Genomic DNA, 12,907 nt, shown 5'->3' with positions numbered 1-12,907 from the left:
CTTGACGAATGTATTACCATCATCGCCGCGGGGAACGGTTTTTATACCCCGACTACTGCGCCTTTTTCATGTACATATAAGCGGGAATGGTCGCCCATTTCGGGGTGTTGTGTCGGACTTTGGCAACGACGACCGTCATGTCATCTTCAATTTCCCCTCCGCATTGCCGGATCACTTCCTCCATAATCACATCGGCCACTTCCTGCGGATCGTTCGTTTTCAATTCTTGAATTTTCCGCTTCATCCATAGATCGTGGTTTTCCACGTTGATCGGCCCTTCGAACACGCCGTCGCTCATCATAATGAGCAAATCGCCGGATTTCAGCTGCTCGGTAACCACGTCAAACTCCACTTCTTTAATAATCCCCATCGGCAAATTGCTCGCTTCCACCTTCATCACTTTGTTGCCGCGCTTAATGAAGCTTGGTGTCGAACCGATTTTCAAAAACTTGGTCGTTGCGTCTTGCAAGTCGATGATTGCCAAATCGAGCGTCGCATACATATCTTCGGTCGTCCGCAACGCTAAGATTGAATTGATCGACTTAATCGCAATCGATTCATCCATTCCCGTCTGCAAAATTTTTTGCAACAGGCGCAGTGTTTCGCGACTTTCATAATGCGCCCGCTGGCCGTTGCCCATACCGTCGCTGATGGCGACCGCGTATTTGCCGGTCGCAAGCTCAATCGTCGCATAGCTGTCACCGGAAATGAACCCTCCGCCTTTTGCCGCGAACGCGACGCCCGTTTCGACGACGAACGCCTTTGTCGAACCGAAAGCGACGCGGCAATACCCGTTCGGATAGGCGGCGCACTCCTCGCGCTTGACAACGATCGTCTCGCCGAGAATATCGGACAGCATCGGGGCGATCAGCTTTTCGCACTCGCCGCGCCCTTCACAATACGGAATGCTCATTTCAATGTCGATATTTCCTTTTTCTAAACTGTAAATGTCAACATGTCCGACTTCGACGCCAAACTCTTGCAGCGCGTGATAAATTTGTTCTTCCTGCAAGTAATGATTTTCCTGTTCTTTTTGCATTTCTTTGGCGAAATCATCCATGACCTGTGAAACGCCTAGCAGCTGCTCCGCCACTAGTTTCCGGCTTTCATGGATTTGCCGTTTGAGCCTGCGGTTCGCCTGATAGGTGACCATTTCCTTTTCAATGGCATCAACGACTTTACCCGCCTTGACGCAGTACCGCTCCCACTCGCGCATCAACGACTGGTTTTGTCCGATCGTTTGTTCATCCGCTTCACGCATCATTTGTTTCATATAGGTATACGTCGTAGGAAAGTTGTCGGCCCAGCATTGCACTTTCTTAAAGCACGTTTGGCATGTCTTTTCCGTAATGTCGCTGAGAAAGTAATCGACCTCGCGCTCCTCATATTCAGCCGCCTCCCTTAATGGCTCGGGGGAAAAACTTTCCGCCAGCGCCTGAAAGACGTTCGAAAACTGATAAACGCGCTGTGCCGTCATATCGCGAATTTTGCGGACGTATTGCTGCTGTTCGTTCACATATTCGGCGGTACCAGGGATGTGTTTCGCCATTTTCTCCGTCAGCGAACGGGGGGTGACGAAAAACAGCGCGGCAGCGATGAGCGACTCCAAAAGCGTCGGCATGATCTCCGCCTTCCCTGATCCGTACAAGCCGAGCAATAAGGTGGCAATGAGTAAGCCGAGCGCAACCCCCGGCTTTTTCCCCTCCTTCAACAGCCCGCCAAGCAACCCCGCAAACGCCAGCAAGCTCATTTCTGACAAATTGCCGACATTGGCTAGGCTCAAAACGAGACCGGTGACCACACCGACGGTCGAGCCGGTCGCCGCTCCAGCTACAAACGCAAATACTAACACGAGATAGCGCGATGCCACATGCTCGAGCGCCAACCCCGACAGCGTCCAGCCGATCATTCCCGTCAGCATGGAGGCGAGCAAAATAATCAAGGAAATGATCTCTTCCGCTCGCAGCGTATGTCGATGTTTCCGCGCAGCCAATAGCGGAATGCTCTGCATGAAAATCAATGTCAAGACGAGCGACAGCCCGGCTTCGACCACAGCCATCGCCACGTCGTAAGCCGTCCGCTCCCCAAGCCAATAATAAGAGATGAGCCATTTGGCGGAAAGCGACAGCACAAATACGACAAACGGAACGATTTTCAGCGACTCGCTAATCACCTTTCGCACCCAGCCATAAATCAGCAGGAACGCAAACATGGACAAGCCGACAAACAGCGCAGCGTCAAACGACAATGTCAAAGCGCCGGCCAGCAAGGAAACGAAAGCAAAAGCCGCCTTGTCACGGCGCAGCATATAGACCGACACAAAAAACGGCAAGGCAAACGGTGTCAGTTTTGATAAGATGAGGGCTCGTCCAAGCAAAAAGCCGACAAGAAGAAGCAAAAAACCTTGATGAACGAACAGATGGCCAAGACGCAACTTCACATGACGCATCCAACGCGACACCGTCGCCTGCGTTTCGCTCATCGGCACTTCCGAAATGCGACGCACCGTCCCTCTTTCCGCTCTTTCCATTTCCGATCCTCTCCTTTTCCTTTCTATTACCCCCTATTATATCGCTTCAATTGTCAGAAATTTGTCAAAACAAAAGAGAAAAATGAAAAATCGTTCGACGTTTTCTACGGAAAACCGCCGCCGATGCCCCTCTTCCGACAGCAGAAGACAAAAAAGAAAACGAGCATGTCGCTTGCTAGCGCATGCTCGTTTTCTATGACCCGTACGGGATTCGAACCCGTGTTACCGCCGTGAAAGGGCGGTGTCTTAACCACTTGACCAACGGGCCGTTTTGTATGAGATTTGGTGGCGGTGGAGGGGATCGAACCCCCGACCTCACGGGTATGAACCGTACGCTCTAGCCAGCTGAGCTACACCGCCTCGTGCAACAGTTACTATCATAACGAAGAAGACGACCGTTGTCAATACACATAAGCGAAAAAGACGAGCGGAAAATACATCCTGTTGTTGGCCATGCGAAACAAAAAGCATCCATATCCGATGGATGCTTGTAGATTCCGCGTTTCGTGATCGTTCCCATCGCAGTCTTTCAGCAGCAAGTTACCCTCGTCTCGCCCCACGACCTCCCCGCTTTGATTCGGTATGACGGCGCAGCGATGCCAACCGATCTTCACTCTCTTTCAAAAAACGGCTGATTTTTTGTTCAAGGCTGTCCGCTGCGGAGCGATCGTGGCCTCGATGGCGCGGCCGCTGCGAAGAAGGCGTGTCTTTGGCTTTGCGAATCGATAAGCCGATTTTTCCATCTTGACCGACGTTGATCACTTTCACGTACACGAGATCGCCGACTTTTAAATGGTCGTTGATGTCCTTGACATAGTTGTCGGCCACTTCGCTAATGTGAACGAGTCCCGTGACCCCCTCCGGCAGCTCCACAAACGCCCCAAATTTCGTAATGCCTGTGACTTTGCCTTGTAACTTGCTGCCTACTTCAATCGACATAAAAAAAGTGCTCCTCCTTAAAACGCTTGAAATATGATGTTTCTTTCATTATAGCGAATGGGAAAAATGCGTGTCAATATGACGAACGCCCGTATAAAACGGGCATGGATGAACACCATTATTTTTCCGGCAAGACGAAAATGATTTCTCCGTCTTTCGATAAGTAATATTTTTTTCGCGCTAGCTCAGCGATATAGTCATCATCATGCAGCCTTTTTATCTCTTTTTTCAGCTGCTGCTCCTGCCGCTGAAGCTCCGCCAGCTGCTCTTGCATCTTTCGCTCTTCCGTCCGTTTCGCATCGATCGCTTTCGCTTGGGAGTGCAACAAATACATGAGACTGGAAGCGAGCAATGCCAACAATACGGACCAAAAGGCCAAGCGCACGGCCACCGCCCGCCGCCTTCTTGCCGCCCGCTGCTTTTTCTCCTCCTGCTTAGCCGTGTACATCGATGGGAGCTTTGTCACATTCATGTTTCGGGGCACGTTCATTGCCTTTGCACCTCTTTACTTTCGCCATTTCGCAAGCCACATGCCTATTTTCTCTTTTGTATTCTCGATTTGTCCAGCAAATCCTTTGAAGGGGCGCAAAATTTTTGCCACCATCGCCCGTCGGGGAGGCGGCATGCGGCGCCAAATGCTCATGGCCGCCCAAACGAACGGGGCGAGCAGTAACCGAATCGTCCTCCAGACGGCGAGCAGGCCGAACCGGGTCGCCCAAACGAGCAGCCGAAAGACAAACAAAAGCAGCGCAAGTCCGATCTGTCCAACGAAAACGAGCGGGCGAACGACGACGGCGCGGAACAGTTCAGCAAGCGCCTGTCCAACCCTTGCCGCCAACCAAATGAGCCGCTCCAACAGTCGAACATACGATGAACGGAGCAAGCTTTGGTAGGCGGCATACCCGCACAAAAGAGCAAGAAACAAATAAAAGCGAAGCTCGCCTTCATTGACGAGCAGCAGCACGTAAAACACGAACAGCGCCTGCACGACCCAGAACAGCACATCGTTCACAAACACGAGCCAATGCGCCCGCTCATGCCGCTTGAAAAGGCGGCTGTACGTATCGAACGCCATGCCGATCCAGCCCCCCATGCCGATCATCGCCAGCATGGTGTAAAACTGGATGCTTATGCTCATTTGAACAACTTGCTAAAGAACCCTTTAGCCTTCTCCTGATGGTCGTCTACATACACAAGGTCAAAAATGCGGCCTTTGATCGAAACGACGCCTTTTTCCACGTCCAAATTTTTCATTTGCAAGTTTTGCCCGCGGATGGCCAAAAAGCCCATGACGGTTTCAAGCAAAAACTCTTCATTGTCAAAGCTCTCGACTTGTTTCACCCCAGTGATGTCAAGAAGACGCCGGCCGCGCATGATCACATCATGTTCTTGGACCGGACCTTTATTCGCGCTTGTGCTAAATTCATCATGTCGATTCATGCTCATCATCCCCCGCATTTCCGTATTGGTCATGAAAGCCGGCACATTCGCTGTTTGTACCATATGTATGTCAGCGGGGGACGGTTTAGAACAAGCCTGCAAACCAAATTAGACGCCATCCTGTTCCGGTTCGGGCGGCTCGTTCGTCAATTCCGTCAAGGCGTTTCAGCTTCAAACCAAATTAGACATCATCCTGTTCCGGTTCGGGGGCGGTCCGCTCTTCGCGAATGAGTTCGTACAGTTCGGCAGCCTCCTCTTTTTTCGCTGTTTCTTTGACTGCGGTCACTTTTACTGTTACCCGTTTTTGCCCGAATTGAATCGTCAGTTCATCGCCAATTTTGACGTCCGAACTCGCCTTGGCGACATGGCCGTTAATCCATACCCGCCCTTGATCTGCCACTTCTTTGGCGAGCGTGCGGCGCTTTACGAGCCGGGAGACTTTCAAAAACTTATCCAAGCGCATGATCATCCCTCCTGCCGTTCTTGTTCTTTTGCTTCATCCCAAAAACGATCGAGCTCAGCGAGCGAAAATGAAGCGATCGGCCGGCCGCTTTTCCGCACTTGTTCCTCGATGTAAGCAAAGCGGCGAGCAAATTTATCATTCGCCATTTGCAACGCTTCTTCCGGCTGAATGTCATAGTGGCGGGCAAGATTGATAAGCGCAAACAGCCAATCGCCGAATTCGCCGATCAGCTCGTTCCGGCAGGCGCCGGACGCTGCCGCGCGGAATTCAGCCATTTCTTCTTCGACTTTTTTCCATATCGGAGCGGCATCGTCCCAGTCAAATCCGGCTTTGGCTGCCTGTTTCTGCAGTTCGTACGCCCGCATCGTCCCCGGCAAGCTTTTTGGAATATCATCCAAGATCGATTTCGCCCTCTCGCTCCCTTTTTCCTTCTGCTTGATCGCTTCCCAATTCTCAACCACTTGTTCCGCCGTCTCGGCCGTCGCATCGCCAAATACGTGCGGATGGCGACGAATCATTTTGGCCGTCAACGTGCGGATCACGTCATCGATGGAAAACTGTCCACGGTCAGCGCCGATTTGCGCATGAAGCATCACCTGCAGCAACACGTCGCCGAGCTCTTCGACCATATGGTCATCGTCGTTTTCATCAATCGCTTCCAGCAGTTCATACGCTTCCTCTAGCAAATAACGTTTCAATGAGGCATGCGTCTGCTTCCGATCCCACGGACAGCCGTTCGGCCCCCTCAGTGCAGCGATGACGCGGCGCAGCGTCTCAAACCGGTGATAAAGAAGGGATTCATCTTGGACCGGCGGGACATAAACGCTTGTCAAATTGTCGAGCGCTGTCTGCCGGTCTAGTTCGTAGAGCGGCACGCGTTTCACCTGCTCCGCTTTCGTTCCCGCTGCGGTGACGATATAGACCGGATACTCGTCGGGAAGCTGTTCCATTAAAGACAGCTTCACATTCGAAGCGACGAACGAATCATAGACTTGGCAAAAGACGGCGTGAAGCGATGGCGACCACTCGTCACCGCGGAAAGCGGTCGCGTCAAGCAATTGAAATCCGTCAACCGGATCAATGCGCAACGCGGCAAACAAAGCATCCAAAAAGCTTTGCCCGCCTTCAATGACCACCCGGCAGGCGCCGCTCTGTTCCGCTTCAAACAGAAGCTGTACCGTCCGTTCGGCAACGAGCGGGTGGCCGGGGACGGCGTAAAACACATCGCCGCGCTTCGCTTCGTCCGTCAATCGCTTGGCGATTTCTGCATACACATCGGCAAACTGCCCGTGCTTTTCATACACATCATCAAATGACACAAACGCGATTCCTTCTTCTCTCAGCCCTTGGACAGCCGGGTGTTCCTTCGTTCGCAAAAAGAGCGGATGCGCCCGCTTCAGCTTTCGATAAACGCCGACCGGGAGCTGTTCAAAATCCCCGGCGCCGAGCCCGAAAACATGAATCGTATTCATCGCCACTCACTTTCCTCCTATCCGTAAGCGAAATGAGCTGACAAACGGTAGCGTCGACCATTCCCGTTCAGAAAACGCGCGGCTTTTCACGATGCACGCCACATACACGGCCGCGCCGATGGCCGAGCCGCCAAGCGCTGCGACCGCCGCCCATAGACGTCCTCCAAAAGCAGACGTCAACACCCATAGATAACCTCGGAGCACAATGACCATCACCGCTGCCGCCTTCACGATCGGAAACGCGCAGCGATAGCCGGCCGCCCGGTACTCACGCGGCAACGCCGCGTACAAAAAGGCGGCCATCAGCGCGTAGGCCCCCGTCGTAGCGGCAGCCGCACCAAGCGCCCCCCACAGCGGCACAAACCAATGCATGAGCGCCATTTTTCCCGCCACCCCGATCGCTACTCCAACAGCCGCGATCCGCTCCCTTCCGATTCCTTGCAGGAGCGCTGAAGCGGTCAGCGCAATGGTGGTGAAAAAGACAGAGGCGGACAGCACGGCAAGAAGCAGCGAGCCGTGAGTGTTTTCAAACAACATTTGATTGATCGGGCGAATAAGACAAACGAGCCCGAGCGAAGCACCGGCGCCGATGACGGCGGCAATCCGGATCGCCAACGCTCCATGAGCGGTCGCGTCGTCCGGCCGGCGCGCGCCCGAAATCAACGGAACGAGCGCCAATGAAAACGACGTGCCGACCACCGTGCCGAGCTGAATGAGCGGCTGTCCGCGGTCGTATACTCCTTTCAGCCATTGCCCCTCATTCAGCTTTGTCCCCGCCTCTTTGAGAAGCGGGACGAACAAAAACGAATCAACAAGTGGAATGAGTGTCAACGCCATATTCGTCAAACAGACGAGCGAGCCGGCCGTTAACAGATGGCGGGCAAAACGTCGGGTCAAAGCCGGCGGCGCGGGCTCTCTCCAGCCCTGCGGCCTGCGCTGGACGAGAAAGCAAAGCAAAACGAACAGCGCCGCCACCATGCCGGCGAGCGTGCCAGCTATAGCCGCCATGCCGCAGGCGTAATCGTCGCCGCCGCGCCGCAACACCCAATACGACAACCCTAAAATCGCCGTCACCCGCACCGACTGCTCCACCACCTGGGACATCGCCGTCGGCGCCATGTCGTGCCGGCCTTGAAAATATCCGCGCAGCCAAGCGAGCGGTGGAAAGAGCAAAAAGGAAAAAGAAAGCTGCCGCAAAAGCGGTTCCAGCCGCCGGTCCCCCATCCATAAAGCCACTGTCTCCGCCCCGATATACAACAAAGCAAACAGCGCCGCCCCGATCGCCCCGAGCACGAATAAGGCAGCGCGACCGACAGCGGCCGCCCCCGCCGCATCCGGCACCGCCCTTCGTTCGGCAATGAGCCGGGAGACAGCGACCGGATAGCCGGTCAGCGAGAGGGCGACGACGATGCCATAAATCGGGTATATTTGTTGATAAATATAAAAACCGATATCGCCAACCATATTTTGGTACGGAATGCGATACAAGGCGCTCAATAGTTTGGTGACCAAAGCAGCCGCGGTCAAAACGGCCGCTCCTTTCCATGCGTTTCCCACTTTTCTCCTCCTCGATGGCAACGGGCGAGCGACACCGCCCAATGCCACGGCTACGCTCGATATTATAGCGCAACTTTCGTCCAACAGACAAAAGCGAAGGCCGAAAAGCGCAGCAGGAAGCAAAAAAAGGCGCCCCAACCGAGGTTGGGGACGCCTTTCCCTCACAGTTCATTTATTGCTCCATTTGTCGAGCCAAAAAGCTGGCCGCCGTTTCAGCTGCTTTATGTTCCACTTCACCAATGGTTTTCTCGCGCGATAAAATGATGACCGCTCCAATCGGATCGCCGTTGGCGACAATCGGGCCAATCGTGTATGATTTCAACGTTTCTGTCATCCCATCCACAAGCTCGACTTCCCCTTCCTCGGTATGAAGGATGGAATGACGGTCTTCCATGGCTTTTTCCACCAACGGGCTGACGCTTTTGTTCATATATTCCTTTTTCGAAACACCGGCGACAGCGATATACACATCGCGGTCACAAATGAGCACAGGCTGCCCGAGGCTGTCAAACAGCGCTTCAGCGTACTCTTTGGCAAAGTCGCCTAATTCACTGATCGGCGAATATTTTTTCAAAATGACTTCTCCATCGCGGTCAACAAATATTTCGAGCGGATCCCCTTCACGAATGCGCAGTGTTCTGCGAATTTCTTTCGGAATGACAACCCTTCCTAAATCGTCGATGCGACGAACAATACCGGTTGCTTTCATGCCTTCATATGACCTCACTTTCATCATAGGATTTGAAGGATACTCCGATGAACCCTTGATCATGGGGAATTCACCATTGCTGTCATTAGTATCCTTCATCATCCGCGTTCTATACGTGATGAAAGTGATTTTGGCCATTTTAGATAAAATTGCCCATCCTTCATTATCGCCACATGCAGAAAACGATAAACATGTGAAAACTTTTTCTTGATTATGCCGTCACCGACTTTTCTTGTTCCATCCCGGACAGCCGCCGCAGCGTTTGTTCTAAAATCAACAGCCATTCGTGCGTCTTCATCCCCTTAATATAGAGCACGATTTTCAGCTTTCCTCCGTCCATGCCGAACCCGAACAGGCGCCCATGTTGGCGGCCGATATCCGACAGACGCTGAATCTCCACCGTTTTCGATGACTCTTCTGTAAAGATGATGTCAATTTGCTGCTTATGCTGCTTCAGCGACTCAACGCCCAACTGCTTGGCCAGCACTTTCATCTCGGCGATTTGGAACAAATAGGCGACCTCATCCGGATAATCGCCAAAGCGGTCGACCATTTCTTCTCGCAACGCTTCGACATCCTCAAGCGTTTCGACCACCTTGAAGCGCTTGTACATCTCAATCTTTTGCAACTCATCCGCAATGTATGTGCCCGGAATATAGGCGTCGACTTCGATATCAATGACGACATCCGGCTGCTCATCTTCCCGCTTGATGCCGCGCCGTTTTTCAATCGCCTCTTTCAACATTTGCGAATACAAATCGAATCCGACCGAGTCGATAAAGCCGTGCTGTTCGGCGCCGAGAATGTTGCCCGCGCCGCGGATCGACAAATCGCGCATGGCGATTTTAAACCCGGAGCCGAGCTCGGTAAACTCTTTGATGGCTTGCAGCCGCTTTTCCGCCGCTTCGTTGAGCACTTTATCTTTCCGATAGGTGAAATACGCATACGCGACGCGGTTGGAGCGGCCGACGCGCCCGCGCAGCTGGTACAGCTGCGACAGTCCCATCCGGTCGGCATCATAGACGATGAGCGTGTTGACATTCGGTATATCGATGCCCGTTTCGATGATCGTCGTCGTCACCAGCACATCGTATTGCCCTTCCAAAAACGCCAAAATCGTCGATTCGAGCTCCGTTTCCGACATGCGGCCATGCACGTAAGTGACGCGCGCTTCCGGGACAAGCTGGGCGATTTCTTCCGCTTTCAAGTCGATGTCTTCAATATGGTTGTAAAGGAAAAACACTTGCCCATCGCGGGCGAGCTCGCGTTCAATCGCCTCTTTGACGAGCTCCGGGGTATATTCCATGACATACGTTTGCACCGGGAATCGGTTTTCCGGCGGCGTCTCGATGATCGACAAATCGCGCACCCCGATCATCGACATATGGAGCGTGCGCGGAATCGGCGTCGCCGTTAAGGTGAGCACGTCAATGTTCGCCTTCAGCTGTTTGATTTTTTCCTTATGCGCCACACCAAACCGTTGTTCTTCGTCGATAATGAGCAAGCCTAAATCTTTGAATTTCACGTCTTTCGACAGCAGCCGGTGCGTGCCGATGACCATGTCGATCGTGCCGTCTTTTAACCCTTTAATGGTCTCCGCCTGCTGTTTTTTCGACCGGAAGCGGTTCAACAGTCCGACGTTGATCGGAAACCCTTGAAACCGTTCGCGCACCGTTTCGTAATGCTGTTGGGCCAAAATCGTCGTCGGCACGAGGAAGGCGACTTGTTTGCCGTCCATAATGGCTTTAAACGCCGCCCGCAGCGCCACTTCCGTTTTCCCGTAGCCGACATCGCCGCAAAGGAGGCGGTCCATCGGTTTGTCGCTCTCCATATCACGCTTGATTTCCTCAATCGAGCGAAGCTGGTCTTCCGTCTCTTGATACGGAAACGCCGCTTCAAATTCGCGCTGCATCTCCGTATCCGGGGAAAACGCATATCCTTTGCTTGCTTCGCGCTCAGCGTACAGCTTAATTAAGTCTTCGGCAATGTCTTGGACGGACGATTCCACTTTCTTTTTGACCTTTTTCCATTCCGTGCCGCCAAGCTTATAAATTTTCGGCTCTTTTCCCTCCGAGCCGACGTATTTTTGCACTTGATCCATTTGGTCGACCGGAACGTACAGCGTATCGCCGCCTTGGTACTGGATATGGATGTAATCTTTATGCACTCCATTGATTTCTAACGTCTCGATGCCTAAATATTTTCCGATGCCGTGGTTCACATGGACGACGTAGTCGCCGACTTGCAGTTCGGCATAGCTTTTGATCCGCTCGGCGTTGGACAGTTTCTGCCGGCGCGCCGGGCGTTTCGCCCGCTTTTTGAACAGCTCTTCTTCCGTGATGACCGCGAGTTTTTGCAGCGGCAATTCAAACCCGGTGTTTAAATCGCCTTGGAGGAGCTGACATTTGCCGTATAGCAGCGCTGCATCGCGCGCGAGCGGCAGCGCGTCAATCTCATAATCTTGAAGCAATGATTGCAGCTTTTTCACGCGCTCGGCAGTCGGCGCCAAAAAAACGACGGCATAGTTCGCCTTTTTCCATCGATCGATTTCCGACTGAAGCAGCGCCATTTGGCCATGAAAGTTTTGCATTTGCCTGCACGTAATATTGACGACATTTTGCGGATGGGTATGCGGCGCATGGCGCAAAAACAAAGACAAATACACTCGTTGCAATCGATGCTTTTGCAATAATTCAGAAAAGGAATGCGAAAGGGGAACGCCATGGATCATTTTTCCGCTCTCGAGCAGGCTCGTATACCATTCGGCTTCTTCGCGTTCCAGCCGCTCCGCTGCCTCTTGAAGGCGGCTCATTTCATCCATGAGGAGCACGCCATCTTCCGGCATATAATCTAGCAAACTGGCAGCCTTTTCATAAAAGAGCGACATATATTTATATTGTTGTTCGACTTCTTGCCCGGCGCGCAGCTGTTCAAGTTCCGCGTGAATCTGTTCGTACATCCGCTGCTTGGCCGACTCGTCTTTTACTTTCTCCAAACTCACCGCAAGCTGCGCTTCAATCCGCTCCACGCCGCGGCGCCGCGTTTCGCCATCGAGAATGATTTCCTCCGCCGGTCCGACCATGATGCGCTCGATTTGCCCTTGTGAACGTTGGTCGTCAGGGGTGAACGTGCGAATCGATTCGATTTCCGTATCAAACAGCTCGATGCGGTACGGCAGCTCGGCGGTCAATGGATAAATATCAAGGATGCCGCCGCGGATGCTGAACTCTCCAGGAGCGGAAACAGTAGCGACCCGCTTGTATCCCATGTCGACAAACAGCTGTTTGTAACGTTCCAACTCAAGCTCTTGTCCGATAGAAAACGTGAACAAATATTGTTTCCAAAGCGACGGCGGCGGCAACAAACGACGCACCCCAGCCACCGGACAGACGACGACCCCTTTTCCCCCTTGCAGCCAATGGTTCATAATTTCTAGGCGCTGTGCCCTCAGTTCCGGGCTGGCCACCGCCATTTCCGCGGCAATAACTTCATTGACCGCATAGAGAAACACTTCGTCCGGCCCGAGCAGCGCAACGAGATCATCATACATTTTTTGCGCTTGAAACAAATTGTGCGCGACGACTAAGAGCGGCCGATCCGTTTCCCGATAGAGGGCAGAAATAAAAACAGACCGGGCCGACCCCGACAGCCCGGCGACAAGCTGTTCCTTTAAGCGGACACGAATCCCTTCGATAATGGTGCGAACATCCTGATTTTCAGCTAAATAGCGATGCAGCGAAAGCACCCCTATTCTCCCTCCTCTCAACGCCTGTTTTGAATTGGCGCAAACGCAAAAA

At 52.9% G+C, this 12,907-nt stretch carries 10 protein-coding genes and 2 tRNA genes; all 12 read right to left on the bottom strand.

Going from position 1 to position 12,907, the window contains the following annotated elements; genetic code table 11:
• Positions 1–52: 52 nt before the first annotated feature.
• Positions 53–2,530: a stage II sporulation protein E gene (gene spoIIE, locus ACTVIM_RS00345; RefSeq protein ID WP_445613328.1), complete on the bottom strand. Its 2,478-nt coding sequence runs from the start codon at positions 2,528–2,530 to the stop codon at positions 53–55.
• A gap of 196 nt (positions 2,531–2,726) precedes the next feature.
• A tRNA-Glu gene (locus ACTVIM_RS00340) sits at positions 2,727–2,798 on the bottom strand.
• Between the two features lie 15 nt (positions 2,799–2,813).
• Positions 2,814–2,890: transfer RNA gene (locus ACTVIM_RS00335), tRNA-Met, on the bottom strand.
• Between the two features lie 180 nt (positions 2,891–3,070).
• Positions 3,071–3,469, bottom strand: a complete 399-nt coding sequence (locus tag ACTVIM_RS00330; RefSeq protein WP_033022363.1) for a S1 domain-containing RNA-binding protein — start codon at positions 3,467–3,469, stop codon at positions 3,071–3,073.
• 118 nt (positions 3,470–3,587) lie between these two features.
• Positions 3,588–3,959 carry an FtsB family cell division protein gene (locus ACTVIM_RS00325; protein ID WP_445613327.1) on the bottom strand — a complete coding sequence of 124 codons (372 nt, stop codon included), beginning with the start codon at positions 3,957–3,959 and terminating at the stop codon, positions 3,588–3,590.
• 15 nt (positions 3,960–3,974) lie between these two features.
• On the bottom strand, positions 3,975–4,607 hold the full coding sequence (gene yabQ, locus ACTVIM_RS00320) for a spore cortex biosynthesis protein YabQ (protein ID WP_144972311.1): 633 nt from the start codon (positions 4,605–4,607) through the stop codon (positions 3,975–3,977).
• On the bottom strand, positions 4,604–4,909 hold the full coding sequence (yabP, locus tag ACTVIM_RS00315; RefSeq protein WP_033844726.1) for a sporulation protein YabP: 306 nt from the start codon (positions 4,907–4,909) through the stop codon (positions 4,604–4,606). Before yabP ends, yabQ begins: the two co-directional genes overlap by 4 nt.
• Positions 4,910–5,090: 181 nt before the next feature.
• Positions 5,091–5,372, bottom strand: coding sequence for an RNA-binding S4 domain-containing protein (locus tag ACTVIM_RS00310; protein WP_033022369.1), 282 nt, complete (start codon positions 5,370–5,372; stop codon positions 5,091–5,093).
• Positions 5,373–5,374: 2 nt separating this feature from the next.
• Positions 5,375–6,844: a nucleoside triphosphate pyrophosphohydrolase gene (mazG, locus tag ACTVIM_RS00305; protein WP_445614279.1), complete on the bottom strand. Its 1,470-nt coding sequence runs from the start codon at positions 6,842–6,844 to the stop codon at positions 5,375–5,377.
• 6 nt (positions 6,845–6,850) lie between these two features.
• Positions 6,851–8,401 carry a putative polysaccharide biosynthesis protein gene (locus ACTVIM_RS00300; protein WP_445613326.1) on the bottom strand — a complete coding sequence of 517 codons (1,551 nt, stop codon included), beginning with the start codon at positions 8,399–8,401 and terminating at the stop codon, positions 6,851–6,853.
• Positions 8,402–8,573: 172 nt separating this feature from the next.
• Positions 8,574–9,110, bottom strand: a complete 537-nt coding sequence (gene spoVT, locus ACTVIM_RS00295) for a stage V sporulation protein T (RefSeq protein WP_033022422.1) — start codon at positions 9,108–9,110, stop codon at positions 8,574–8,576.
• Between the two features lie 211 nt (positions 9,111–9,321).
• On the bottom strand, positions 9,322–12,855 hold the full coding sequence (gene mfd, locus ACTVIM_RS00290; protein WP_445613325.1) for a transcription-repair coupling factor: 3,534 nt from the start codon (positions 12,853–12,855) through the stop codon (positions 9,322–9,324).
• Positions 12,856–12,907: the final 52 nt, after the last annotated feature.

It is taken from the genome of Geobacillus sp. YF-1, from assembly GCF_052692335.1.
Note: the sequence above shows the minus strand (reverse complement) of the source record. Positions and strands in the feature narration are given on the sequence as shown.